The sequence below is a fragment of the Curtobacterium sp. JUb34 genome (genome assembly GCF_003755065.1).
Classification (GTDB): Bacteria; Actinomycetota; Actinomycetes; order Actinomycetales; family Microbacteriaceae; genus Curtobacterium.
This window is the reverse complement of the sequence record NZ_RJVH01000004.1, coordinates 342,780-367,795: the sequence shown is the minus strand read 5'-3', so window position 1 is coordinate 367,795 and position 25,016 is coordinate 342,780. Positions and strand designations below refer to the sequence as shown.

General features: G+C 73.7%; 23 protein-coding genes. 9 read left to right on the top strand and 14 right to left on the bottom strand.

Annotation, left to right across the window (positions count from 1 at the left end):
• Positions 1-81 precede the first annotated feature (81 nt).
• Positions 82-813, top strand: a complete 732-nt coding sequence (locus EDF63_RS15770) for an acetolactate decarboxylase (protein ID WP_185021467.1) — start codon at positions 82-84, stop codon at positions 811-813.
• On the opposite strand, the gene EDF63_RS15765 is transcribed toward EDF63_RS15770, so the two are convergent.
• On the bottom strand, positions 791-3,700 hold the full coding sequence (locus tag EDF63_RS15765) for a LuxR family transcriptional regulator (RefSeq protein ID WP_123313934.1): 2,910 nt from the start codon (positions 3,698-3,700) through the stop codon (positions 791-793). The genes EDF63_RS15770 and EDF63_RS15765 overlap by 23 nt on opposite strands.
• Before the next feature lie 255 nt (positions 3,701-3,955).
• Here EDF63_RS15765 and EDF63_RS15760 point away from each other — a divergent pair, with 255 nt between their 5' ends.
• On the top strand, positions 3,956-5,179 hold the full coding sequence (locus tag EDF63_RS15760) for an MFS transporter (protein WP_123313933.1): 1,224 nt from the start codon (positions 3,956-3,958) through the stop codon (positions 5,177-5,179).
• Positions 5,180-5,188: 9 nt separating this feature from the next.
• Here the strand turns inward: EDF63_RS15760 and EDF63_RS15755 are convergent, their stop codons facing one another.
• Positions 5,189-7,813: a helix-turn-helix transcriptional regulator gene (locus tag EDF63_RS15755; protein WP_123313932.1), complete on the bottom strand. Its 2,625-nt coding sequence runs from the start codon at positions 7,811-7,813 to the stop codon at positions 5,189-5,191.
• A 332-nt stretch (positions 7,814-8,145) separates the two neighbouring features.
• Between EDF63_RS15755 and EDF63_RS15750 the strand changes: the two genes are divergently transcribed.
• A complete protein-coding gene (locus tag EDF63_RS15750; protein WP_123314090.1) occupies positions 8,146-9,240 on the top strand; it encodes a Dyp-type peroxidase in 1,095 nt (364 codons plus the stop codon).
• Positions 9,237-10,043 carry a family 1 encapsulin nanocompartment shell protein gene (locus EDF63_RS15745; protein WP_123313931.1) on the top strand — a complete coding sequence of 269 codons (807 nt, stop codon included), beginning with the start codon at positions 9,237-9,239 and terminating at the stop codon, positions 10,041-10,043. The genes EDF63_RS15750 and EDF63_RS15745 overlap by 4 nt, the downstream gene beginning before the upstream one ends.
• A gap of 4 nt (positions 10,044-10,047) precedes the next feature.
• Here EDF63_RS15745 and EDF63_RS15740 read toward each other — a convergent pair whose 3' ends face one another.
• The 3 genes from EDF63_RS15740 to EDF63_RS15730 all read right to left on the bottom strand — a co-directional run bounded on the left by EDF63_RS15740 (position 10,048) and on the right by EDF63_RS15730 (position 12,513).
• Positions 10,048-10,434, bottom strand: coding sequence for a nuclear transport factor 2 family protein (locus EDF63_RS15740; protein WP_123313930.1), 387 nt, complete (start codon positions 10,432-10,434; stop codon positions 10,048-10,050).
• A gap of 192 nt (positions 10,435-10,626) precedes the next feature.
• Complete coding sequence (locus EDF63_RS15735; RefSeq protein WP_185021466.1) at positions 10,627-11,286, bottom strand: DUF1275 family protein; 660 nt, start codon at positions 11,284-11,286, stop codon at positions 10,627-10,629.
• A gap of 75 nt (positions 11,287-11,361) precedes the next feature.
• Positions 11,362-12,513: an FAD-dependent monooxygenase gene (locus EDF63_RS15730; protein WP_123313928.1), complete on the bottom strand. Its 1,152-nt coding sequence runs from the start codon at positions 12,511-12,513 to the stop codon at positions 11,362-11,364.
• A 321-nt stretch (positions 12,514-12,834) separates the two neighbouring features.
• Between EDF63_RS15730 and EDF63_RS15725 the strand changes: the two genes are divergently transcribed.
• The gene (locus tag EDF63_RS15725; RefSeq protein WP_123313927.1) at positions 12,835-13,755 is read left to right on the top strand and encodes a helix-turn-helix transcriptional regulator; all 921 of its coding nucleotides are present in this window, start codon (positions 12,835-12,837) and stop codon (positions 13,753-13,755) included.
• Here EDF63_RS15725 and EDF63_RS15720 read toward each other — a convergent pair.
• From EDF63_RS15720 to EDF63_RS15685, 8 genes are all read right to left on the bottom strand, one after another.
• Positions 13,666-14,832 (bottom strand): low temperature requirement protein A, encoded by a 1,167-nt coding sequence (locus EDF63_RS15720; RefSeq protein ID WP_260233132.1) that lies wholly within the window; start codon positions 14,830-14,832, stop codon positions 13,666-13,668. The two genes, EDF63_RS15725 and EDF63_RS15720, sit on opposite strands and share 90 nt — an antisense overlap.
• A 74-nt stretch (positions 14,833-14,906) precedes the next feature.
• On the bottom strand, positions 14,907-15,794 hold the full coding sequence (locus EDF63_RS18755) for a hypothetical protein (protein ID WP_185021465.1): 888 nt from the start codon (positions 15,792-15,794) through the stop codon (positions 14,907-14,909).
• A 291-nt stretch (positions 15,795-16,085) separates the two neighbouring features.
• Entirely contained in the window at positions 16,086-16,541 is a 456-nt protein-coding gene (locus tag EDF63_RS15710) for a MarR family winged helix-turn-helix transcriptional regulator (protein ID WP_123314088.1), read from the bottom strand.
• A gap of 186 nt (positions 16,542-16,727) precedes the next feature.
• On the bottom strand, positions 16,728-17,378 hold the full coding sequence (locus tag EDF63_RS15705; RefSeq protein ID WP_123313926.1) for a GntR family transcriptional regulator: 651 nt from the start codon (positions 17,376-17,378) through the stop codon (positions 16,728-16,730).
• 80 nt (positions 17,379-17,458) lie between these two features.
• Positions 17,459-17,932, bottom strand: a complete 474-nt coding sequence (locus EDF63_RS15700) for a DUF1810 domain-containing protein (RefSeq protein ID WP_123313925.1) — start codon at positions 17,930-17,932, stop codon at positions 17,459-17,461.
• Positions 17,929-18,720: a YqjF family protein gene (locus EDF63_RS15695; protein WP_185021464.1), complete on the bottom strand. Its 792-nt coding sequence runs from the start codon at positions 18,718-18,720 to the stop codon at positions 17,929-17,931. The genes EDF63_RS15700 and EDF63_RS15695 overlap by 4 nt, the downstream gene beginning before the upstream one ends.
• Positions 18,717-19,115 carry a hypothetical protein gene (locus tag EDF63_RS15690; RefSeq protein ID WP_123313923.1) on the bottom strand — a complete coding sequence of 133 codons (399 nt, stop codon included), beginning with the start codon at positions 19,113-19,115 and terminating at the stop codon, positions 18,717-18,719. Before EDF63_RS15690 ends, EDF63_RS15695 begins: the two co-directional genes overlap by 4 nt.
• A gap of 29 nt (positions 19,116-19,144) precedes the next feature.
• On the bottom strand, positions 19,145-20,413 hold the full coding sequence (locus EDF63_RS15685; RefSeq protein WP_123314087.1) for a phosphopantothenate--cysteine ligase family flavoprotein: 1,269 nt from the start codon (positions 20,411-20,413) through the stop codon (positions 19,145-19,147).
• Positions 20,414-20,477: 64 nt separating this feature from the next.
• Between EDF63_RS15685 and EDF63_RS15680 the strand changes: the two genes are divergently transcribed.
• Entirely contained in the window at positions 20,478-21,269 is a 792-nt protein-coding gene (locus EDF63_RS15680) for an NRDE family protein (protein ID WP_185021463.1), read from the top strand.
• 73 nt (positions 21,270-21,342) lie between these two features.
• Here EDF63_RS15680 and EDF63_RS15675 read toward each other — a convergent pair whose 3' ends face one another.
• Positions 21,343-22,251 (bottom strand): SDR family oxidoreductase, encoded by a 909-nt coding sequence (locus EDF63_RS15675; protein ID WP_123313921.1) that lies wholly within the window; start codon positions 22,249-22,251, stop codon positions 21,343-21,345.
• Positions 22,252-22,375: 124 nt separating this feature from the next.
• Between EDF63_RS15675 and EDF63_RS15670 the strand changes: the two genes are divergently transcribed.
• From EDF63_RS15670 to EDF63_RS15660, 3 genes are all read left to right on the top strand, one after another.
• A complete protein-coding gene (locus EDF63_RS15670; protein ID WP_123313920.1) occupies positions 22,376-23,485 on the top strand; it encodes an LLM class flavin-dependent oxidoreductase in 1,110 nt (369 codons plus the stop codon).
• Positions 23,486-23,642: 157 nt separating this feature from the next.
• Positions 23,643-24,272 carry a hypothetical protein gene (locus tag EDF63_RS15665; protein ID WP_123313919.1) on the top strand — a complete coding sequence of 210 codons (630 nt, stop codon included), beginning with the start codon at positions 23,643-23,645 and terminating at the stop codon, positions 24,270-24,272.
• 228 nt (positions 24,273-24,500) lie between these two features.
• Positions 24,501-24,992: a pyridoxamine 5'-phosphate oxidase family protein gene (locus EDF63_RS15660; RefSeq protein WP_123313918.1), complete on the top strand. Its 492-nt coding sequence runs from the start codon at positions 24,501-24,503 to the stop codon at positions 24,990-24,992.
• Positions 24,993-25,016: the final 24 nt, after the last annotated feature.

The following is a 25,016-nucleotide window of genomic DNA, read 5'->3' as shown; positions in this document are numbered from 1 at the left end:
GTCGGCCCGTCCGCCCCCACCGTACGGTCGGGACGACGGATCGGGCGGAGGAGCACGACGTGGACGACGATGGATGAGGCGGTGCCGGCCGTCGAGACGCTGCTCGTCTGGGCCCGTGCAGCGATCGGCCGCTCCTGGGCGGCCGGGAGCCCTGCGGGCGGTCGGACGGCGGAGCACCACGTCGGCTGGGACGCATCGCCGGCGCGGACGCTCCTGTCGCGAGGCGGACCGTCGACGGTCACGGTCGCGGACGTGCTCCGTAACGGCACCCTCGGCCTCGGGGCGGCCGACGGTGCGGGGACGGCGGTCGTCGTCATCGACCGGCGGTGCTTCGCACTGCGGCCGGACGGCACGGCGGTCGAGGCGGACCCGGCGGACCCGATCCCGTTCGCGGTGGTCTCGACGTTCTCACCGGACCTGGCGGTGCCGGTCCGTGCGGCAGGTTCGCGGGCGGCGCTCCAGGCGCAGGTCGACGCGGCGTTGCCGTCGGAGGACTTCGCGGTCGGCGTGCGGGCCGAGGGCGCGTTCGCCCGGGTGCGCACGCTGGGGACGACAGCGCGCGTCTCCGAGCACCGGTCGGTCACCGGGAGCCTGGTCGGGTTCCGGACACCCGGCCCGGTCGGCGGCGGGGAGGACGCCGTGCACCACCTCGCCTTCCTCGACGCGTCGCACCGGCACGGCGGTGCCCTGGTGGACTTCGAGGGGTTCAGCGGGCGGGTCGAACTCGGGCTCTCGACCGGGGTGCGGCTGTCGTTCCCCCGGCTCGGCGCAGGGTTCGCGACCGATGGGGTCACCCCGCGCGGTGCGCCGTGAACCGTGCAGCGAGCTCGCGGCGTGAGGAGACACCCCACTTCGTGTAGACGTGCCGGACGTGGCTGACCACGGTGTGCGTCGAGATGAACAGGTCCGACGCGATCTGCTGCGTCGTCAACCCCGCCGCGACCCGTTCGACGACCTGCGACTCGCGTGCCGTCAGACCGGTCACGGTCCGGTCCGGCGCGCTCGTGCGGTAGACGACGCCGACCTCGCGGAGCCGACGGCGGACCCGCTCGGCATCGCGGTTCGCCGCGGCGTCGTGGAACAACCGAGCCGACTCCTGCCAGGCCTCGCTCGCCTCGGCGACGGCTGCGGCGGTCGTCGGGGCAGTCGTCGCGGCACTCGCCGCGGCTGGTGGCCCGGCCCCGGCGGCACCCTCGTCGTGCACGAGCCGACCGAGGTCCTCGAGCGCCGCGGCGAGCACGAGCCGTCTGGGGACGCCGCGCAGCCGGGCGACCGCCGCCCGGAGGCTGTCGGCCGACCCGGTGACGAGCCCGCGCACGTGCAGCCAGGTCCCCGCGCAGAGGTCGTTCTCGGGGTTGGCCTCCGATCGGCGTCGTGCGGTGCGTTCGACCCGCTCGGCCCGGTCGTGCCGGCCGCTGCGCAGGGCGATGCGCGCCAGGTGGACGTCGTCGGCGAAGTCGGCGGGGCTCGACATCGAGGACACCGGAGCGTCCAGCGTGCGCCACGCGGGTTCGGTGAACGCCACCGCGTCGTCGATCGCACCGACGGACTCGGCCTCCAGCGCGAGCAGCCACGAACCCGCCCGTTCGAAGGTCGGATCGGCGCACAGCGACTCCGCGAAGTGCCGGTACCGTTCCGTCCCGCCGCGGTCGGCCTGCACGAGCGCGATGCGGAACAGGACGGACCCGGCGGTCAGCGCCGCGAACCCGCCCAGCTCCAGGTCCTGGGCGAGGTCGAGCACGGCCTCGGCCAGGGTCCTCGCGCCCTCCAGGTCGCCCTGGTCGAAGAGCACCCGTGTCCGGAGCATCATCCAGGACGCCGTCGCGCGCGCGAGGTGGTTGCTGCGCGTCTCGATGGCGTTCGCCTCGGCGATGCGGTCGGCGCGGTCCGTGTCCCCGAGCGAGTTCGCGAGGAAGGCGGCCCAGAGCCCCTCCGGCAACCAGGTCGTCGACGGCTGCTCGGCGCCCGCCATCCGGCTCATCGCGGCGGTGATGAGCCGACCGGCGTCGGCGAAGCGGCCCTGGTTGAACGCGAGGACCGAGGCACTTGCCTCGAACGTCGCGAGTGCCGTCTGGTCGGAGCCGGGGCCGTCGGGGCTGCCGTCGAGCGCGACCCGGAGATCCTCGTGGCGTCCGACGTGCGCGAGGTTGAGCGCGCGGAGTGCGAGCAGCCGCGACCGCAGGCCGTCGCTGAGGCCCGGGAGCTCCAGCGCCGTCTCGACCGAGCGGAGCGCGTCCGCCGCCGAGCTCTCCGTCTGCAACCGCGCCGTGGTGAGTCGCAGTCGTCCCTCGTCCTCCGGGCCCAGACGGCCGTCGAGGCGCGCCGTCAGCGCCCTCGCCTCGGTCACCCGGCCGCTGTGCCAGAGCAGCGGGAGGACGTCGAGGACGATGCCCGGCAGGATTGCGGTGTCGCGGGCGATGTCGACCGCGCGGAGGGCGAACGCACTCGCCTGCGCCGCGTCCGTCTCGGCCAGGTCGATCGCGACGGTGCGGAGCAGCTCGGCCGCGTCGACGTCGCCCGGCCTCGCGACGTCGGCGATCCGCGTGGCCACGGACAGCGGCTCGACGCCCTGCCGAAGGAGCTCCTGGGCAGCCTGCCGGACCAGGGCGTCGCGGACGGCCAGCGGGATCATCGACTCCGCTGCCTCGCGGAGGACGTCGTGCCGGAACGCGAGCTGCTCGCCACCGTCGACGAGCACACCGGCATCGATCGCTTCCTGCAGTCCGGGCAGGAGCCGGTGCACGGGCTGGTCCAGGAGCGCGGCCAGCGACCGGACGTCGAACGAGCGCCCGAGGACCGCGCCGACCTGCACGATCTGCTGCGTCGGCTTCGACAGGCGACGGACGGTCTCGCGGACGGAGGCGCCGAAGGTCGCGGGCAGCGTCCGCCCCGGCATCGTCGCCCGGCCGTCGGCGAACTCCACGAGCTCCTCGTCGAGGAGCCCGCGGACCAGCTCGACCACGAGCAGCGGCGTGTTCTCCGTCCGTCGCGCGGCCCGGAGCACGGTGTCGTCGGGGGCCACCCCGAACAGGTCGCCGATCATCGCCGCCGTCGCGTCGTCGCTCAGCGGTTCGAGGTCGACGACCCGACCGGCCGCCGCCAGGTCGTCCACGGTCGACACGACCGAGGGGTCGAGGTCCTCGGCACGCACCGCGAGGACCCAGAGGACGGGCAGGTCCGCGAGGCGACGGGACAACGACCGCAGGACGGCCAACGTCGTGGTGTCGCACCACTGCAGGTCGTCGATGACCACGACGACCCCGCTCGACGCGGCGGCCCGCTCGATGTCGTCCTGCAACTGCTGCAGGAGCCAGTACCGGGACTCCTGGTCGCGCGCGATCGACCCGAACCGGGAGCGGTCGGAGATCGGCCGCGGTCCGGTGCCGAACGCGTCCATGACCGGGGTGAGCGGGATCAGACGGGCATCCCGGTCGGTGCTCGCCTCGGCCACGCGGAGCCCGGCCGCCGTCGCCCGCGCGACGGTGTCCTCGAGCAGGCGGGTCTTGCCGATGCCGGAGGGTCCCCGGACGATCAGCACCGCGCCGGCACCGTCGTCGAGCCGGGCCAGTGCCTCGGCGACGACGGTCCGCTCGGCCACCCTCCCGCGGATCGGCCGGTCGACGTCGGGTGCGACGAGCACCGACGAGCGGGGTGTGCCCGTCCGCGGGAGGTACTCCTCGTTCGTCAACACGGTGGTCACCAGCTCTCGTCGGGTGGCAGGAGTCTACGAACGGATCGACGCCGCCCGACTGGCCCTGTGACTACCCCAGCGGGGGTCGTCGGACCCCTGCCACCCGCGGGGGAGCGCGTCACGGGGACGGATCGTGGGTCCTGGAGGGGCGGGCGGACCGCATCGACGGTCGCCGGTGCCGAGGGTGTCCCTCGCAGGACCACGGCGTCCGGTTCGAGCCGATTGACGCTTGGGGCCACGACCGCCGCTCGGGATCCTCGACGTATGACGACCGTCCGAGATGGTTCCGCGTTCAAGCCGCTCCCGCTGCTCCACCACGGCGTCGGGTTCTGGATCGTCGCCGTCGCCTTCACCGCGGTGATGGCGTACTCGACCGTCCCCACGCCGCTCTACGGGCTGTACGAGGCTGCCGACGGCTTCCCGTCCGTCGTCGTGACCTTCGTGTTCGCGGCGTACGCCGTCGGCGTGGTCGCGGCCCTCTACTTCGCCGGGCACCTCAGCGACGTGCTCGGTCGTCGGCGGATGATCCTGATCGCCGTCGGGGTGGAGGCCGCTTCCGCGGTCGTGTTCGCACTGTGGCCGGAACTCCCCGGCCTCGTCGTCGCCCGGTTCGTCAACGGTGTCGGCGTCGGCCTCCTGACCGCGACGGCGACCGCGCACATCAGCGAGCTGCGGTCCCGCGCCCGACCGGACGAGGACCCGGCGAACGCCGTGACCGTGTCCGGCGTCGCGAACCTGGGCGGGCTGGGGCTCGGACCGCTCATCGGTGGACTCTTCGCGGAGTTCCTGCCCGCGCCGCTGCTGCTGCCGCACCTGGTGTTCCTGGTCGTCTTCGTGGCGTCGGCGATCGCGCTCGCCATGGTCCCGGAGACCGCCACCCGGCCGGCCGAGCACCGTCCGTACCGACCGCAGCGGATCTCCGTCCCGCCGTCGGCCCGTGCGACCTTCGTCGCCGCGGGCGCGGCGGCCTTCTCGGCCTTCGCGGTCTTCGGACTGTTCACGTCGCTCGCGCCCACGTTCCTGGTGGTCTCGCTCCACGAGACCGACCGGTTGGTCGCCGGCGCCGTGTCGTTCTCGGTCTTCGCCGCGGCGTGCGTCGCGCAGGTGCTGTTCCGCAGGACGCCGATCGACCGGCAGCTCCGGACGGTGCTGGTGCTCCTGCCGACGGGGCTCGTCCTGCTGGCCGTCGGTGCGGTCCTCAGGTCCTTGCCCCTCTTCGCGCTCGGGGGAGTCGTCGCCGGCGGCGGCGTCGGACTGCTCTTCCGGTGCGCACTCGCGCGAGCGGGGTCGACGAGCGAACCGTCGACCCGGGGCGAGGTCCTCGCCGCGGTGTTCCTCATCGCGTACGCCGGGCTGTGCGTCCCCGTGCTGCTCGTCGGTGCCGCGCTCGTCGTCGTCCCGCCGGTGACGGTCCTCGTCGTGTTCGCTGGGCTCGTCCTGGTTGCCGTCCTCGTCTCCGCGACGCGGATGCTGCACCAGGGACGCTGAGCGGGTGGACTACCGGAGGGCGTCCGACCGGGGCGCCTCGAGGCCCAGCAGTGCGTCCCGGAGACCGGCTCGTGTGGTCACGCCCAGCTTCGGGAACAGCCGGTAGAGGTGTCCGCTGACGGTGCGGGGCGACAGGAACAGCTGGTTGGCGATCTGCTTGTTCGTCAGCCCCGCTGCCGCCAGTGACGCCACGCGGCGTTCCTGCTCGCTGAGGCCGGTCGACTCGAGGGGCACGGACGGTGCACCGGTGCCGCCGGCGACCCGCAGCTCGCGCTCGGCCCTGGCCTGCCACTGCCCGGCGCCGAGCACCTCGAACGTGCTCGCCGCGAGCCGGAACTGCGTGCGGGCCTCGAGCGCGTGCATGCTGCGCCGGAGCCACTCGCCGTAGGCCAGGCGCACTCGAGCCACCTCGAACGGCGCGACCTCGGTGTCGACGTCGGCCAGGGCGTCCTCGAACAGCACCCGTGCGTCGGCGTCGGCGTCGAGGACCGCCCTCGCCGCCTTGAGGACCATGGACCTGCGCGGCGTCGCCCCGGAGCCGACGGTGCGTTCGGCCGCGGACACGAGCGAGCGCCCGTGGTCGGTCAGCCGGAGCCGGGCCGCCGACTCGACCGCGTCGAGCAACCCGATCGGTCCGTAGCTGTTCTCCAACCACCGACCGGCCGGTGCCGGCCGTGTCGTGGACCGCGCGTGGGCCTCCTCGAAGCGACCCATCGCGACGTCGAGGGACGATCGGGCGTGGTCGGCCGCGCGTGCCACGAGTGGAGCGCCGTGCTGCAGGGCCCACCGGGCGGCGCGGTCCGCCTTCGTCGTCGCCTGCTCCGGCTCGCCCTGCAGCGAGTGGATGAGCGCCTGCAGGGCGTCGGTCAGCGCGACGAACGTGTCGGCGCCCCACTCCTCGGCCGACCGACGGACGCCGTCGAGGGCTGCGCTCGCCGTGGTGAACCGGCCGGCCTGGTACGCGGCGACGGCTGCACGGCACGATCCGAAGTACCGGAGCAGACCGGCGTCCGCACTGCGCGAGAGCACGGCGTCGAGGACCTCGCGGCGCGGGTCCGTCGCGTCGAGGAGCGACCACGCGACGTGCAGCGCCACGGCCTTCCACGGCTGGGCATCCGCCATCGACACCCGAGCGGCGCGGTAGAGGGCCGCCCGGTCCTCGCCGGCCGGCTCGTCGTCGAGGCAGTCCTCGACGACCCGCAGGACCGGGTCGACGTCGCGGTCGGCGGTGACCGCGAGCGCCTCGTCCCACCAGGACCCGTCCCCGCGCAGGTAGCAGAGCACGTGCAGCGTCGCGACGAGCACGTCGTCCTCGTCGGGCCGGGTCGAGCGGTCCAGGGCGGCGAGCACCGCGCGCCGCCCGGCTCGAACGTCGCCCGTCCGCGCGGCTCGGACGAACTCGAGCGCCCCGACCAGGGCGGGGTGGGCCGGCTCGTCGTCCGACGCGACCCGCTCGGCCTCGGCGTCGACCAGTGCGAAGTCGCCGGTGAAGGCGGCGATCGTCGCGGCGCGGGCACCGAACTGCGCGCGGTCCGCGTCGGACGAGGTCAGGCGCGCTGCTTCGACGAGCGCCGTGGCCGCGTCGTCCGAACGGCGCAACCGGAGCGACTCGTCGACCAGTGCGAGGAGTCGCGGGACGAGGCCGTCGTCGTGCGCGGGCGACGCAGCGGCTTCGGCGAAGACCCGGAGCCGTTCCGGGACGGCAGCCGACGCCGCGACCAGCGACCGGACTCGTCGGAGCTCGGCGGCGGTGGCGGTCGACAGCAGGTGCAGCCGGACGAACGGGTCGCGGAACCCGAGGCCGGCCCGTCCCTCGACGACCAGTTCGCGCAGACGCTCGTCGAGCAGCAGCGCCCCCTGGTCGTCCCACGTCGGGTGGTCCTCGGGGAACTCGACGGACGCCACCGCGATCGCGAGCGCTGTCGATCGAGCGCGCTCGGAGAGGCCGTCCAACGCCAAGACGGCGTCGCCCGACGCACCGAGCCGCGGGTAGGACGTCGGGAACGGCGTGGTGCGCTCCGCTGCGGACCCGGCCGACCACGCCCGCCCCACCGCGTGCAGCAGGGCGGGGTTGCCGTCGGCCAGCCGCAGCAGCAACCCGGCGCGCGACGTGGGGAGGTCGACCCGGGCCCGGCGCAGCAGCTCCTCGGCGTCGGCGTCCCCGAGCGGGCGCAGGGGGACGTACTGCAGGTCCACCCAGCCGGGGACGCACTGGCGGTCGTCGACGGCGACGACGCAGACGGTGTCGCTCTCGCGCACGAGTCCGGCGAGCACCGTCCGGAGCACGGACCTGGCGGTGTCGACGAGCGTGTGGAAGTCGTCGACGAGGACGAAGCTCCGCCGCGTCGACGCGGGTGCTCCGACGTCCTGGACGAGCCTCAGCCACGGCTCCAGGGAGTTCGACGCGATGACCGGGTCTCCGTCGGACGACCGCAACTCGACGACGGCGTGGCCGTCCGCGCGGGCTGCGGCGGCGATGCCGGCGAGCGCGTGGGACTTGCCGGAGCCGCGCGGTCCCTCGACGACCACGAAGCGGTCGTTCGTGCTCGACGACGTGTGGACCGCCCGTCGCAGGACGTCGTCGTCGTGCACGGTCCCGTGCACCGGTCGCGCGTTCGAGATGCTGATGCTCATCGTCGTTCCTCGCTCGTCGTTCGGCCGTCCCCACGGCCCGGAGTGGACCGTGCCGGCCCGGAGTGGTCCGCACCGGCCCGGAGCGGACCGCGTCGGCACTCCCGGACGCTAACGGGACGGCGAGGCACGGCACATCACCCCACGACGCTGCCGGCATCCCCCGTCGGGGCCCTCGCAGAGCGGGTCATCCGACTCAGGCGGGACGACGCGTCGACCGGAGACCCTGGGCAGATGACCTTCCCGGACGCGCCGAGACCGGTGGAACCGACCAGGGCCGACCGGTGGGCCGCGGCGATCGCTGCGCCGGTCGCCGCACCACAGCCGGTGCACCGATGACGGGCGCGTCCGGCGATCGTGTGCCGATCGACGCGCAGAGCGTCGATGCCCCGCTGTCCCGGTCGGCGGTCTTCCTGACCCTGACGATCGGCCCCGACGACGACGACCTCGCCGCCGTGCGGGACGTCCTCGGTGACCTCGACGGCCTGCTCAAGACCGTGGGGTTCCGCGACCTCGGCGCGCACCTGTCGTGCGTCGTCGGGTTCGGTGCGACGGCCTGGGACCGCTTCTCGCCGTTCGCGCGACCGGCCGAGCTGCACCCGTTCCGACCGGTGTCCGGTGCCGTCCACCACGCCCCGTCGACCGGCGGCGACCTGCTCTTCCACATCCGTGGTGAGCGCACGGACGTCTGCTTCGAGTTCGAGCGCCTGCTGCTCGCCGCGCTGGGGGAGCACGTGCGGGTCGTCGACGAGGTCGCCGGGTTCCGCTACTTCGACACGCGCGACCTGCTCGGCTTCGTGGACGGCACCGCCAACCCGGTGGCCCAGGACCTCGCTGCCTCCGCGCTGGTCGGGGACGACGACCCGCAGTGGGCCGGCGGCAGCTACGTCGTCGTCCAGAAGTACCTGCACGACCTCGACGCGTGGAACGCCCTCGGGACGGACGAGCAGGAGCGGATCATCGGTCGGTCGAAGTCGGACAACGTCGAGCGCGACAGCGCCACCGAGGCCCGGCCGTCGCACAAGACGCTCGCCACGATCGTCGACGACGAGGGGGTCGAGCACGACGTCCTGCGCGACAACATGCCCTTCGGCCGGCCCGGCAGCGGCGAGTACGGCACGTACTTCATCGGGTACAGCGGGCAGCTGTGGGTCCTCGAGCGGATGCTCGACCGGATGTTCATCGGCGATCCGCCGGGGACCCACGACCGGCTCCTCGACTTCTCCCGCGCGGTCACCGGCGCGACGTTCTTCGCACCGTCCCGCGACCGGCTGCTGGGCCTCGCCGACCTGGCGCGAGCCCCATCCGACCCGAGCGCGCCGCCCGAGCCGAGCGCACCACCCGAGCCGAGCCGACCGACCCCGCCCGATGCACCGGACCCCGGTCTCGGCATCGGTTCACTCCGACGCACGGAAGGACCCACCCCATGAACCACCTCCTCCGAGAACTCGCACCGTTCGGCGCCGACGCGTGGGAGATGCTCGACGGCGAGGCCCGCGACCGGTTGGTCCCGGCGCTCTCGGCCCGTCGCATCGTCGACTTCGACGGCCCCCACGGCTGGCAGCGCTCCGCGGTCGACCTCGGCCGGACCGAGACGGTGACCGGCGGGACGCCCGACGGACTCGACGCACGTCGCCGGAAGGTCCTGCCGCTCTGCGAGGTCCGTGCCCCGTTCACCGTGAAGCTCGAGGAGATGGTCGACTTCTCGCGCGGTGCGACCGACGTCGACCTCTCCGACCTGGACCAGGCCGTCCTGCGGCTGGCCGCGCACGAGAACCGGTCGACCCTGCGCGGGTGGCCGGAGGGCGGCATCACCGGCGCCGGCGCGGCCTCCACCCAGCACACGCAGTCGCACGACGGCACACCGGAGTCGTTCCGTGCCGCGGTGACCGCGGCCGTCGCCGCGCTGCGGGACGTCGGCGTCGGCGGGCCGTACGCCCTGGCGTGCAGCCCGGTCGACTGGGCGGACATCGTGGAGACCGACGACGCCGGCGCCTCGCTCCGGCGCCAGCTCGAGGGCATCACCGGTGCGGACGTCGAGCGCACGCCCGGCATCGACGAGTCCCTGCTCGTCAGCCTGCGCGGTGGGGACTTCGCGCTCACCGTCGGCCAGGACCTCGCGCTCGGCTACCTCCACCACGACGGCGTCGACGTCGCCCTCTACGTGGAGGAGTCCTTCACGTTCCGCGTGAACACGCCGGAGGCTGCCGTGCTGCTCCGCCGGGCGCTCTGAGGCGTCACCCCTGCAGCTGTCGCCAGCTGGTGATCTGGAAGTCGTGCACCTCGAAGCACGCGAAGCTCATCAACGCTCGCTCGTCCTCGCCGGGGAACCGGACCCGGAGCGTCTGGTCGAGCAGGACGACGGACCCGCTCGCGACGACCCGGTTCGGGATGATCTCGAAGAGCTCGAACGCCTCGAGGATGGCCTGGCACAGGCGGAGCACCTCCGCGCGTCCACGGACGCTTCCGCAGGTGCTCGGCTGGTAGACGACGTCCGCGTCCAGGAACGGCACGAGCTGCTCGACCTCGCGCGCCCGGAAGTTCTCCAGGAAGTCACGGACGACGAGTTCGTTCTCGATCGCGGCGGTCATCTCCGCGACGGCCTCGTCAAGCGGTTCCGACATGGTGCTGCCTTCCGTGATCGGTGAGGATCTGATCTTCCGACGCCGACGTGCTGTCGCGAGTCGGTCAGATGACCGGTTCGGCGACCGGACGGGAGGCCCGTGGCGGGCCCGCCACGGGCCTCCCGTCCGATCCGGGCCGCCTGCAGGACGCGGTGCGGCGGAGCGGGGCCGACCACGCGCCGGGATGCGGCGTCACCGACGCGGTGGACGCAGCAGCACGACGGTGGCGACCGCCACGAGCACCAGCGGCAGGAGCGGCGCCACCGGCGGCGCCACGTGCGCGAGCGCCGTGCCGGCGACGGCACCCGCCACCAACGCCACGACGACGGCGGCCTGCACGAGCCGGGACCCCTGCCGGTGCTCGGCGATCCCCTCCATCAAGCTGGTGAGCGTCCCCGTGACGAACGTCGTCGTGAGGCCGGAGGCGCCGGACAGGCGCTTGGCGAGGACGGTCTGGACGCCGAGGGCCGCGGCCGACAGCGCCACGAGGAGACAGCTCCACGCCAGGTCGACGGTCCCACCGAGCACGCCCGACACGGCTGCCCACACGCCGACCAGGGCGCTCTGGGCGGCGATCGCGGTGGCGGCCAGCACACCGATCGAGCGCCGTGGGTACCGGACCCCGGCGCGGGGTGGTGGCGACGCCCGGAAACCCCACCAGGTCGCCGCGGCGAAGACGACCACGGCGGTGGCCGCACCGGCCACGGTCGCGGGCCAGCCGGGGCGCGTGAACATCCCGGCCAGCACCAGGTTGCCCGTCATGTTGGCGGTGAAGATCCCACCGAGCTGCAGGAAGGCGAAGGCGTCGGCCGCCCCCGAGGCGACGGCGAGCAGGACCAGCGCGACGTGCACGCCGGGACCGGACGGGGGTGCGTGACGTTCGGTGGTCGACGTGCGTGGTGCGGAGGTCATCGCCCCGGACTCCGTTCAGACCTGGTGCGCGAACGGCAGCGAGCGCCCGAGCCGCACCCCGTACTGCGCGATCGCCCGGGCGACCTCCAGCCGGTCGCTGTCGTACGTCGCGAGCGCGGCGTCCAGCGGCCACCGACGGAGCGCGTCGCTCAGCGCCAGTGCGTCGCCGGCCGCCTTCGCGGCGCCCATCGCGGTGTGGGGTCGCACGACCGCGGCGGCGTCACCGGTCAGGACGACCCGGCGCGCCGTCATCCTGGGGGCGACGTAGTCGACGATGCCCTGCAGGAACGGCTCCGGTTCGGCGAGGACCGCGTCGGCGAAGGGCGGCGGGAGCTCCGCGACGGCGTCGGCCCGCAACTCGTCGCGCAGGGACTCCGGCAGGTCGCCGGGCGCGAGGGACAGGTCGTCCGCCCGGCGACCCGAGGCACGCATGACGCGTTCGAGCTGCGGCGGCGTGATCGGCCGGTACCAGACCCAGTTGTAGCGGCGGGAGCCGACGCGGGTCTCGCCGTCCGGCCCCGGCACCAGGTACCCGAGCATGTGCGACCTGGGCCCGTTGAAGAACGCGAACCGCTCCAGCAGCACGTCCCCGGCGCCGTCGAGCATCGCCGTCTCCGGCACGAGTCCGCGCCAGGTGCTGTACCCGACGTACCGTGCGGTGGACTGCCCGGGCGCGACGAACCGTCGGACGACCGAGTTCGCGCCGTCCGCGCCGACGACCAGGTCGAACCGACGGACCACGCCGTCGGAGCAGACGAGCTCGGCGTGGTCGTCGTCGGCGTCCACCCGTTCGACGCGGTGGTCGAGCAGGTACTGGTGGTCGTCGAGCCGTTCGCGCAGCGTCACCCACAGGTGGTCCCACGACACCTGCGTCTGCGGGGTCGGGTCGCGCTGGACGACCCGGCCGGACCGGTCGAGGGTGATGCGTTCCCGTGCGACGACCCCGACCTCCGCGGCCCGGTCCAGACCGAGCCGTCGGAGCACGTCGTACAGATCCTGCTGGGCGACGAGCCCGGCGCCGCGGCGCGCGAGACCACGTGTCGACCGTTCGAAGACGGTGACGTCGTGGCCGTCCTGCTCGAGCAGGGTCGCGGCGAACAGGCCGCCGAGCGATCCGCCGACGACGGCGACCCGGCGGGGCGTGGGGGACCGGTGCGGTGTCGTCACGGCGTCGGCCTACTCGAGGTGACGCTGCTCGGCCTGCTCGGCCCGTCGTTTCTCCGCTTCGCGGGCTTCCTCGAGCTTCTCGATCGCTTCTTCGCGGGGCTTCTTGTCGGTCATGGTCGTTCCTCTCGGCGTGGTGCGGCACCGGGACGGCGCCGTCGAGGTCTGCGTCGACGGTACGGACGAGCCCGGGCCCACGGGTAGCGCCATCCGACTCGACCCGACTCGGCTCGGCTCCACGGCCGGCCGGCTGGCCGGCTGGGCGGCCGGCCGGGTGGCGCCGCTCGCTAGGCTCGATGGACGACACGGTGACGGGAGGCGGACGTGGTCAGCAGGGCAACGCTCGTCGGCGACTACCTCCGGGCTCGGCGCGACGCCACCCCGCCGGAGGCCGTCGGCCTCGCCCCGGACCCGAACCGCCGCGTGCCCGGGTTGCGTCGCGAGGAGGTCGCCGCCGCCGCCGGCATCAGCGCCGAGTACTACCTGCGACTCGAACAAGGGCGTGACCACCAGCCGTCCACACAGGTACTCCTCGCCCTCGCGCGGGCACTCGCACTGGACGACACCGGCCGGACGTACCTGCTCCGGCTGTCCGAACCGGCTCCACCACCGCCGGACCCGCGCACCAGGACCCCGGACGACCCGGAGCTCCGACGGCTCGTCGCCCGTCACGACGCACCGGCCTTCGTCGCGGACGAGGTGATCGGCGTCGTCGCGGCCAACCCGCTGGCGGCGGCGCTCAGCGAGAGCATGCGGCCGGGGGCGAACCGGCTCGTCCAGATGTTCACCGCGATGGACCGGACGATCTACCCGGAGTGGTCCCGACGGGCCCGCGAGATGGTGGCGGTCTTCCGGATGCGCGCCGACCCCGCCGACCCCCGCCTCGTCGACATCGTGGGACGGCTCTCGGTCCGCGACCCCGACTTCGCCGCGGCCTGGGCGTCGCACGAGACCCGGGTGTTCACGACCGGTCCGGCGTACGAGGTGATCCCGCCGTTCGGGCTGCTCGAGTTCGAGTGCGAGGACCTCGGCATCCCGGGGCGGCGGGGTCTGACCCTGACGACCCTCTACGCGGAGCCGCGGTCGCGTGCGGCCGCGGTCATCGCGTTCGTGCGCGAGCACCTGGCGCACGACGGGCACCCGTCGCTCAGCCCGTCACCGAGCGCGGCGCGTCCCCGGCCGCCGCTCGGCGACCTCGAGCACCACGACGATCCCAGCGACGAGCACCGCGGTGGCGACGAGTGAGACGTCCGGCACCGTGATCGTCGCGAGGACCGCGACGGCCAGCACGACGACGGTCGCGTTCCACCCGGCGGACAGCGACGGACGGAGTGCGAGCGCCCAGATCGCGAGCACGAACAGCGCGACCGGGACGGCCACGGTCGCTGCGACCGTGGCGTGCGACAGCTGGGCCTCGCCGGCGTCCGCGCTGACCGCGACCTCGATCCCGGCCGGCAGCGCCCCGGCGGCGGCGAACACGAAGTAGTGGCCGTAGCCGAACACGAGGGCGCTCGGCAGGTTCCGGATGTGGTCGTGCTGCTCGCGTGAGAAGTAGATCCACCACAGTCCGGCGACGATGACGAGTCCGGCGGCCGCCAGCACGAGCAGCGACGCGAGGTGGTCTGCCTCGGCGATGCCGTCGATGACCGCGTTCGCCGAGGCGACGAGTCCTTCGCCGAGCACGATGAGCGTGAACAGCGCGTACCGCTCGGCGATGTGGTGCGTGTGCCACGGCGTCGTCTCCCCCGTGCCCTCGGCGATCGGCGGGACGAGCACCTCGAGCAGGACGAGGACGGGGAACGCCCACGCCGTCGATCCCTCCGGCAGCGCGAGCATGCCGACCCAGAGCACCTGCACGACGACGATGCCCACGGCGTACCGGAGTGCGGTGCGGCGGTAGCGCGGGGACGACACGGCGACGCGGAGCCACTGCGCCACCATCGCCAGGCGCATCACCACGTAGCCGATCACCGGGACCGTGAAGTCGCCCTCGGTCATGGCGGCGTGCACCCCGGCGGCGAGCACGAGCACGCCGGCCATCTGCACGAACGTCGTGACGCGGTACAGCCAGTCGTCGGTGTCGAACGACGTCGCGAACCAGCTGAAGTTCAGCCACGCCCACCAGATGGCGAAGAACACCATCGCGTAGGCCACCACCGCGGAGCTGACGTGCCCCTCGGCCTCGATCTCGTGCAGGTTGGTGGCGGCGAACCCGACTGCGACGACGAACACCAGGTCGAACAGCAGTTCCAGGGGGCTCGCGGCGCGGTGGTCCTCGGCGGGGTCGCGGGGCGCCATCCGGCGCAGTCCGATCGTCGTCACCCGGTATGCCTACAGGACGAACGGCCCCGGGCGGAACCCGGGGCCGTTCAGCGACGATCAGGTGCAGTCGCTGCTCAGTAGAAGTTGTTCGCCTGCGAGTGCGCCCACGCCGAGCACGGGGTGCCGTACGCGGCGCTGATGTACTGCAGGCCCCACTTGATCTGGGTCGTGGCGTTGGTCCGCCAGTCCGAGCCGATGGTCGCCATCTTCGAACCGGGCAGTGCCTGCGGGATGCCGGTCGCCCCGCCGTTGGCGTTGACGGCCTGGTAATCCCAGCCGGACTCCTTGGTCCACAGGTTGTCGAGGCACTGGAACTGGTCGGCGCCCCAGCCGTACTCGGAGGACGCCAGCGAGGTGGCCGTCGCCTTGGCGCCGGCGACGGTGTTGCCGGCCGCGAGGGCGCGGGCGGCTTCGGCGGCGGCTGCTGCGGCCCGCTTCTCGGCGGCGGCCTTCGCGGCTGCTGCTGCCTTCGCGTCCACGTCCCGCTTGTCCTGCGTCGCGCTGGCCTGGGCGACGTGTGCGGTCGACTCGACGGTCGACGAGATGCGCGTCGTGAGCGCGGCGCCGGACAGCTCCGGGTAGTCGCGCAGCGCATGGACGTGCTGCTCGAGCGACGCCGTGTCGGTCTTGTCGTTCGCTGTGGCCAGCACGGTCTTCGCGGTCGAGATGGTCGCCGCCGCCTGGGCACGGTCGAGGGCGGTGCCGTGCAGGGCCGGCTGGGCCGTCGCGGACGCGCTCGCGGTGCCGGTCGGCATGCCGAGGGCTTCGCCGATGGCGGGCTGCGTACCGATCGTGAGGGCGCCGCCGGCGACGGCGAGCACCGCGGCGCCGCCGACGACGAGGGTCGCACGGTGGCGGAGCGCCCGGTGGTGCAGGGCTCGGCGCATGCGCCGGCTGGGGGAGTCCAGGGCCTCACGTCGGGTCGAGGCGGTGGTGGGGAGGTCGGGAGTACGTCCTGGCATCGGTTCCGGTGGTCGGGCGGTTCGTGGTGCGGGACTCCGGGCACCCGGACGCGCCGGTGGCGGTCTGGGGGCGTGACGCTCGTCGGGACGAGCGTCGGTGGGGGAGTCCGGCGAACCGGGGAGGACCGGACGGTGGTGTGGGGCCCGTCCGTCCGCCGCGACCGGCCCTGGGGAGGCCGTCGTCGGGCGAAGCCGACACGATGACCCGCCCGACTGGGTGACGCGTCCAGGATCGCTGGCAGAACCGTCCGTCCACCTGTTGGTAACGGTTCGGTAACGGCCCGCTCGGGCCTAGAACGTGTGAGGTTCCTGAACCCGGTCGCCCTGGGCGACGCGTTCGAGGGCGTCGAGGGCCCCGGCGATCGCCGCGACGTCGGACTCGCCGAGCTCCGCGATGAGCTCGGCGACGATGCCGGTGCGGTCGGACCGCGCACGTTCGACCGCCTCGATGCCCTCGGCGGTGGCCGAGACCATGAAGGCGCGGCCGTCTCGGGGATCGGCTTCGCGCTCTATGAACCCGCGCTGCTCGAGCTCGGTCAGGATGCGGGTCATCGTGGGCTTCGTGACCACCTCGATCCGCGACAGGTCGCCCGGACGCAGGGGTCCTTCGCGCTGGATGGTGGCGAGTGCGGACACGATCCCGTACCCGAGCGAGGCCGAGTCCGTCCGTGCTCGCCGGTTGATCCGTCCGACCGCCGCGGCCAGACGTGCGGCGACCTCGGTACGGTCCGTCGATCGAGGACTCATGTGCTGCTCCGGGTGGGCGATCGGGTGGTCGCCAGCGATGCTATCGGCTCGCCGGACGCCCAGTCTGGGAGCGTCGTGCGCGTCGATCACGGGCCTGGACGGGGTGTCCGGGAGGCCCGGGGAACGTGATCCGCCCGCCTCGCGCTGGCGAGACGGGCGGGTTCCTGTACGTCGGTACAGCCGGACTCAGCGCTTCTCGCCCGGCAGCTGGTGGATCGCCTCGGTCGCGAGCTCGGCGGCGACGTTGTCGCCGGACTCGGTCGCGGCGCGCAGCCGGCGGAAGTCCTCGGTCATGCGGTCCCAGTCGACGAGCTCGTCGAGGTTCGGCAGGCGCAGGCGAAACGCCAGGCCGTCCATGGTGTCTCGGCACACACGCTGCAGGTTCTCGTTCCCGCACTCGGCGACGTAGAGCGCGAACACGTCGAGCGCGTCGTGGTTGACGGCCGGCACGTCGTGCGACTCGAGCTCGGCGATCGTCTTGTCGAGCTGCGCCAGGATCTTCTTGCGCGCACCGGCGCCGAGGCGCGGCACCGCGAGGCGGACGACACCGCCGAACAGCACCCCGAGGGTCTGCATCGCCTCGATGACCTCGGCGGGGTCCGGCGTCGTGACGCGCGTGTACCGGTTCGGCGCCATCTCGATCAGGCCGGCGCGGGAGAGCTGGCTCAGCGCCTCGCGGATCGGGGTGCGGGAGACACCGAGCCAGGCGATCAGCTCGTCGTCGTTGAGCCGCTCGCCGGGGACGAGGGTGCCGTCCATGATCGCGTCGTGGATCTTGTGGCGGACGGTGTCGCGGAGCAGCTGGTGCTCGGTCGGGGCGCTGCGGGGGACCGGCATGCGTTCTCCTTCGATCGGGGCGCGGTCGGTGCACGCGCACCGATCACCGTACCTGATATAAGACCGGCGTTCCGCTCGGTTCAGCGCGTGTCCCCGGGTGGTCGGTCGCCGGCGTCCAGCAGGCCGACGGTGACCGGGTCCTCCTCGCCGCCGAACCAGCGGTCGAGCACCGCTGCGAAGGGCTCGGCACCGGTGGCCGCCCGGCCGAACAGCGTCATCGAGGACCGGAGCTTCAGGGCGTCCGTCCCGCCCAGGAGCGCCTCTGCCGAGGGCGCCGGCGTGTCCGTGACGACGGTGGCGGCGGTCCGCAGCCGTTCGCCGAGCACCGGGTGCGCCAGGTACGCACGCGCCTCGGCGAGCCCACGCACGCCGAAGTGCTCCGCGGTGGCGCTCCGCCCGAGGCCGGCGAGCTGCGGGAAGACGAACCACATCCAGTGGGAGGTCTTCCGCCCGCGCCGCAGTTCGGCGAGGGCGTCGTCGAGCACGCCGTCCTGCGCCCGCAGGAAGCGGTCGAGGTCGTACCGGGTGGGGTCGCCGGTCGTGTGGTCGCTCACCGGACGACCCCGCCCCAGGCGTACCGCACCGTGGTGCCGTCGACGACGAGCAGGGAGTCCGGTGCCCGGTCGAACAGCCCCGGCATGCCGACGGCGTCCGGCAGGTCGCCCTCGAGTCGGTCGAGGCGCGCCGACCGGACCGTCAGCGGCGGGTGCTGCCGCTGCCAGAACAGCGTCTGCGCCAGGTACCGGGCGTGGATCCCGGCCCGGGTGGTGAGCTCGGCGGCGAGCGGCGTGTCGACGACGTCGCCGGCGGTGACCCGGATCGAGGCCGCGTGCCGGGGCCTGATCGTGCCCGATGGCCGCTCCTGCCGCAGCGACCGTGCCCAGCGCACCGGGTGCAGGGCACGTGCCGGGTGCCGGACCGACCGGTGCGCGACGACCTCGCCACGGCGGCGGGACCGGGCGTGCGCGAAGGTGTACGGCACCCCGAGCAGCGCGTGTGCGGCCACGATCGCGGGCACGTTCGCGGTGTCCACGGTGCGGTAGGCGACACCGCGACGGCCCTGGTCGTCCACGGTCAGGACCTCGACGGTGACCTCGGTCATGCGGCCGAGGCGTCCGGCGGAGGGGAACGGCGGCACCCGGGTCTCGCGGAAGACGTACGCCGTCAGTCCGACCCAGGCGCTGCCGTCGACCACGTCGGGCCGCGTTCCCCGTGGGACGAGTCGGGTCAGGGCGTCGGGGTCGTGCCGCCAGTGCGCGAAGACGATGTCGTCCCACGCGTGCTGGGTCACCGGGCGGTGCAGCAGCGGCACGGCCGCACGCGTCCAGGACGGCTGGCTCACCGCTTCGGCGCGTGCCGGCCGACGCGCACGGCCCACAGGACGAGCGGGGCCTGCAGTGGGAGTCGCAGCACCGAGACGAGCCGCATCGCCCGGGTCGACCGCGGGCTGTCGAGCAGGTCGTTCGCCATCTTCACGTTGGCCGGGAACACGGCCGCGAACAGGGCTGCCGCGGCCCACCCCGAGGCCCGTCGTGTCGCCGGGAACGCGAGTCCCGCGGCGATCCCGAGCTCGGCCACGCCCGACACGACCGTCGTCAGCCGGGGCGGCAGGGCGTCCGGCACGATCCGGTCGTAGTGCCGCGGCCGTGCGAAGTGGGTGACGCCGGCTCCGCCGAGGAGCACGGCGAGGAGGCCGGCGGTCCGGGTGGCACGTCTGATCCGCTCACGTCGTCGCATCGCCCCATCGTGCTCGCCGGTCCTCGGAATCAGGTCAGTGCGGTCGCGACGAGGTCGAGGACCGCCGCCGCCACCTCGGCCTTCGTGCCCGAGGTCTCGCGGACGACCTCGCCGCCCGGCACCAGGACCTCGATGGCGTTCTCCTCGCGCTCGAACCCGGCCGACCAGCCGACGTGGTTCACGACGAGCAGGTCGGCGGGCTTGCGGGCGATCTTCGCCCGTCCGAGCTCGATGCGGGCGGCGCGGTCGGGCTCGGTCTCGGCGGCGAACCCGACGATGACCTGCCCGGTGCGCCGCGCGGCCACCAGGTCGGCGAGCACGTCGGGGTTGCGCACGAGTTCGAGCGTCATCCGCTCGCCCTGTGCGTCCTTCTTCAGCTTCTCGGCGAGCACCTCGGCCGGCCGGTAGTCGGCGACGGCTGCGGTCATCACGACGACGTCTGCCTCGGCCGCCGCGGCGTGCACGGCCTCGGCGAGTTCGAGCGCGGACCCCACCGGCACGACGGTCGCGTCGATCCCTGCGGTCAGGCCGGCCTCGACGTTCGCGGCGACGACGGTGACGACGGCGCCGCGGGCTGCGGCGTCGGCGGCGATCGCCAGGCCCTGGCGACCGCTGGACCGGTTGCCGACGAAGCGCACCGGGTCGAACGGTTCGCGGGTGCCGCCCGCGCTGACGACCACCCGGACGCCGGACAGGTCGCCCTGTTCGCCACGTGCCCGGGCGCCGGACGTCGGCACCCGGTCGGTGCCGGTGCGTCGGCCCGCGGCGTCCGGTCCGTCCAGCACGGCGAGCGCTGCCGTGACGATGTCCTCGGGTTCCGCCATCCGGCCGATGCCCGCGTCGTCGCCCGTCAGTGCGCCCACCACCGGTCCGACCAGGTGCACGCCGCGCTCGCGCAGGACGGCGACGTTGGCCCGGGTCGCGGGGTGCTCCCACATCTGCGGGTGCATCGCCGGAGCGACGACGACGGGCGCGTCGGTGGCGAGCAGCGTCGTGCCGAGCAGGTCGCTCGCCAGGCCGTTCGCCATCCGCGCCAGGGAGTCCGCGGTCGCCGGGGCCACCACGACGAGGTCCGCGCGACGGCCGAGGGCGACGTGACGGACCTCGGAGACGTCGTCCCAGACACTCGTGGTGACGGGGTTGCGGCTGAGTGCCTCGAGCGTCGGCAGGCCCACGAAGCGCAGCGCCCCCTCGGTCGGGACCACGTGCACCTCGTGCCCGCGCTTGACGAGGTCGCGGACCACGCCGACGGCCTTGTAGGCGGCGATGCCCCCGGTGATCCCCACGATGACGGTCAGGGTGCGCTCTGCTGCTGCGTTCACGTCGCTCACGCTACCGGGGGCACGTGCGAGGATCGACGGCATGTGCACCGTCGTCGTCCGCGTCGACCCCGGGTCCGTGTGGTCCGTCACCGTGCTCGCCCTGCGGGACGAGTCGCCCGAGCGGCCCTGGGACCCGCCGGCGGCGTGGTGGCCGGACCGCGACCCCGGGGTCCGCGGTGTCCGTGACCGTGCTGCCGGCGGTGCGTGGCTGGCGGCCTCGGACCGCGCCGGACTCGCGGTCGTGCTGAACCGCGGCGAGCCGGTGCCGACCGCCGACGGGACGTGGACGACCCGGGGCGTGGTGCCGGTCGACGCCGTCGCCGACGGCCTGTTGCCCGGACACGACGGCACCCTGCCGACCACCCGCGCGTTCAACCTGGTGCGGGCGACCGCCGACGGCGCAGCGGTCTTGACCTGGGACGGCACGCGGGTCCGCACGACCGAGCTCGGCCCGGGCGTGCACATGGTGACGCACGGTGAACCGGACGACCCGTCGTCGCCGCGCATCGGCCGCTGGCTGGAGGCCTTCCGCGCGGTCGACGCCCCGGTCGGTCCGCCGGTGCTCGGGCCGTTCGACGAACTCCGCTCGGTGGACGCCGGCGACGACGCCGGGGACGGCTGGGGCGGGTGGTTCGGCGTCCTGGCCGAGTCCGCTGCGCTGCCGAGCGACCACCCCGACGCGATCCTCCGCGACGCCCACGAGGCCGAGGGGCACATGACCACGCTGTCGATCGTCGCCGCGGCGATCGGCGCGGAGCGCACGGTCCTCCAACACGCCCGCCTGACCGAACCCGGTCGGCTGGACGGGTCCGTGGAGCTGCACCGCGCCTGACGCGAGCGGCGCGCCGGACGTGCCACGGGCCTCCCGGCCGCGTGCCTCGCACCGTGCGAGCCACGCCCCGCGCTCAGAGGGGCGGACGCGTCCCGGTGAGGTCCTCGGCGACGGCCCAGAGCGAGCGGGCGAGGTCCGCGCTCCGCGCCGAGCCGGGGATCGAGACGGCGGTCGTCGGTCCGGTCAGGCCGAAGGGGCCGGCTGGACCGTAGTACGCGCCGCCGACCGCGTTCGGGCCCACCGCGGCGTAGAGCAGCGGCTCCGTGCCCTGCTCGACCGCCTGCGTGAAGGGGAGCGCACGGTTGCTCGACCGCACCGGCTTCGCACGGCCGAGTGAGCGGCCGGCCGACTGCAGGTTGGTGCGGGTGTAGCCGGGGTGCGCCGCGGTGCTGACCAGGGTGCGGTCCGCCTCGACGGTCAGCCGGTGCAGGTGCAGCGCGAGGAGCAGGTCGGCGAGCTTCGACTGGCCGTAGGCGCGCCAGCCGTTGTAGCCGCGTTCCCACTGCAGGTCGCCGAACCGGATCCGACCGGGGATCGCCGCGAGGCTCGACATCGTCGTGACCCGCGGTGCCTCGGCACGGAGCAGCGACGGCAGCAGCAGGTTCGTCAGTGCGAACGGGCCGAGGAAGTTCGTGCCGAACTGCAGCTCGAAGCCGTCGACCGTCTCGAACCGCTGCGGTGGTGCCATGACGCCGGCGTTGTTGACCAGGACGTCGATCGGTCGGTCCTCGTCGACGATGCCCGCGGCGAAGCGTCGCACGCTCGCCAGGTCCGCCAGGTCGAGTTCGCGCACCTCGACGTCGGCCTGCGGGTGGGCGGCGCGGATCTCGGCCGCGGCGGCGTCGCCCTTCTCCGTGCTGCGGACGGCGACCACGACACTGGCACCGGCGGCGGCGAGGCGGGTCGCGGCTTCCTTCCCGGTGCCGCTGTTGGAGCCGGTGACGACGATCCTGCGTCCGGTCTGGTCAGGGAGCTTCGGCATGCGGGCGACCGTACACGCGGGCGCTGGCCGTGCCAGCCTGGCCGCGCTGGCCGTGCCGGCTGGCCGGACTGCCCCGGTCGTGGTAGGTTGATGCAAACGCATGGAAATGCGATCAGGAGGAACCATGAGCAACGCATTCGGCACCGACCGCCCCTCGGACGTGCCGCCGCCCGCACCCGAGCGGATCGGCCCCGTGCAGCTCGGCATCGACACCTTCGGCGACGTCACCGAACTCGCCGACGGCACGCTGCAGTCCGACGCGCAGAGCATCCGCGACGTCGTCGACCAGGCCGTCCTCGCCGACCAGGTCGGCATCGACTTCATCGGCGTCGGCGAGCACCACCGCGCCGACTTCGTGGTGAGCGCGCCCGAGGTCGTCCTCGCCGCGATCGCCGCACGCACCGAGCGCATCCGCATCGGCTCGGCCGTGACCGTGCTGTCCTCCGACGACCCGGTCCGCGTGTACGAGCGGTTCGCCACCGTCGACGCGATCTCGAACGGTCGTGCCGAGGTCATCCTCGGCCGTGGCTCGTTCACCGAGTCGTTCCCGCTGTTCGGCTACGAGCTGAGCGACTACGAGGTCCTGTTCGAGGAGAAGCTGCAGCTCTGGGCGGCCCTGCGCGGCGGCGACGCCGTCACGTGGTCCGGCACGAAGCGCGCCGGCCTGGTCGACCAGGACGTCTTCCCGAAGCTCGAGCACGGCGCCATCCCCACCTGGATCGGCGTCGGCGGCTCACCGCAGTCGGTCATCCGCGCGGCGTCGTACGGCCTGCCGCTGTTCCTCGCCATCATCGGCGGGCAGCCGGCGCAGTTCGCCCCGTTCTCACGGCTGTACCGGCAGGCGCTCACGCAGCTCGACCTGCCGCAGCAGCCCATCGCGATGCACTCGCCGGGCTTCATCGCCGCGACCGACGAGGAAGCCGCCGAGCGCTACTGGCCGTACCACAAGGCCGTCACCGACCAGCTCGGCCGGGAGCGCGGCTGGCCGCCCCTGGACGTCGCGGGCTACCGCGCCGGCCTGTCCGCCGGCGGCTCGCTCTACGTCGGGTCGCCCGAGACGGTGGCGCGGAAGGTCGCCCGGAACATGCGGATCCTCGGTGCCTCGCGGTTCGACATGCGGTACGCGACCGGTCGCCTGCCGCACGAGGACATGCTGCGGTCGATCGAGCTCTACGGCACCCAGGTCGCGCCCCGCGTGCGCGAGCTGCTCGCCGAGCCCGTCCCCGTCCCGTAAGCGGTCGGAGCGGTCGGCCGGGTCGCCCCCCCCGCGAAAGCGACAGATCACCGCGGAACGTTCGCGGCGATCTGTCGCTTTCGCGAATCGGTCGGCCGGGAGGCCCGGGTGGACTCCGTCGGTCCGGCTCACGGGGGCGCCGGGTACGGTCCACGGCATGCCGTCACGTCCCAGCACCCCTCCCGTCGAGCGCCGGTTCCGCGGTCGGATCATGGGCGTCGGGACCACCTCCGGCGTCCGGATCGTCGTCGGGATGTGGGACCGCTCGCCCTTCGGCGCGTTCACCGACGTGTTCCTGGAACTCCCCGACGGCACCAGCGTGCTGCTCGCGCCGGACGAGATCGTCGCCGCGTACGTCTCCGGCACCTACCGCTTCGACACCGTGTCCGTGGTCGACGTCCGGGCGCGACGGACGGCCCGCGGTCTGGAGCTCGGCGCCGGCGCCCTGCAGGTCTCGGTCGACGTCGGCACGATCTCGCCGCTCGGACGCCTGCTCCGCATCGTGCCGAAGCCCGTCGCCCGCGATCCCCGCTGGCTCGCCGCCATCGACCCGATCGCCCGGCTCGTCGCACCCGGTTCCGGCACCGCCGGTTCGGCAGGGAACGGCCGGCGCGAGTACTACGGCGTGACCGGTGCGCACGACGTCACCGGTGTGCGCGGGACCTGGGCGGGGGAGCCCCTCGGAACGCTCGCGCCGCTCGACCCGCCCGTCGCGTTCGGCTTCGCCTCGATGCCGCGGGTCCCGCAGGTCGTCGACGTCGAGACCACCATCCGCGAGCCCGCCTGACCCTCGCCGACCCGTGCGTGCGCATGATCCGCGCCGGACGGGGCGCGGGCTCTGCGAACCGGCCACCCGCCCGTCCGGACGTGCCCGCGGGAGCCGGCGCGGGCCTCCCGGTCGGGGTGGTGCCGGACGCGCCCAGCGTGGAGGGGCACACTGGCGGGAACGGTACGGCCCCGCCGGACCCGCGGTCGAACGTCGGGACGGGTGGGGCGCACGACGCAAAGGAGCATCATGACCGACACGCAGACGGACCAGCGCGCCGCCATCTCGGACATCGTCCACGGCGCCCACACGGCACTGCTCACCACGGTGAGCGAGGACGGGAGCCTGCACGCCCGGCCCCTCGCCGTGCAGGACAAGACGTTCCACGGGACCCTGCGGTTCCTGGTGCAGGACGGCAGCGAGAAGGTCGAGGACATCGCTCGGAACCCGCACGTCAACGTCGCCATCGAGTCGCAGGGCGGGTACCTGTCCATCGCCGGGACCGCGACCGTGACGCAGGACGACTCGGTCGTCGACGAGCTCTGGTCCCCGTTCGCCGAGGCCTGGTTCCCCGAGGGGCGTCAGGACCCGTCGATCCGACTCCTCACCGTCGAAGGGGTCTCGGTCGAGTACTGGACCCAGGACACCGGCCCCGTCGGCAGCCTGGTGCAGATGTTCAAGGCCGCGCTCGGCAAGCAGAGCCAGCCGGACACCGGCGACCACGGGACCGTCGAACTGTAGCGTCCGGGTCCGACGCCGAACGAC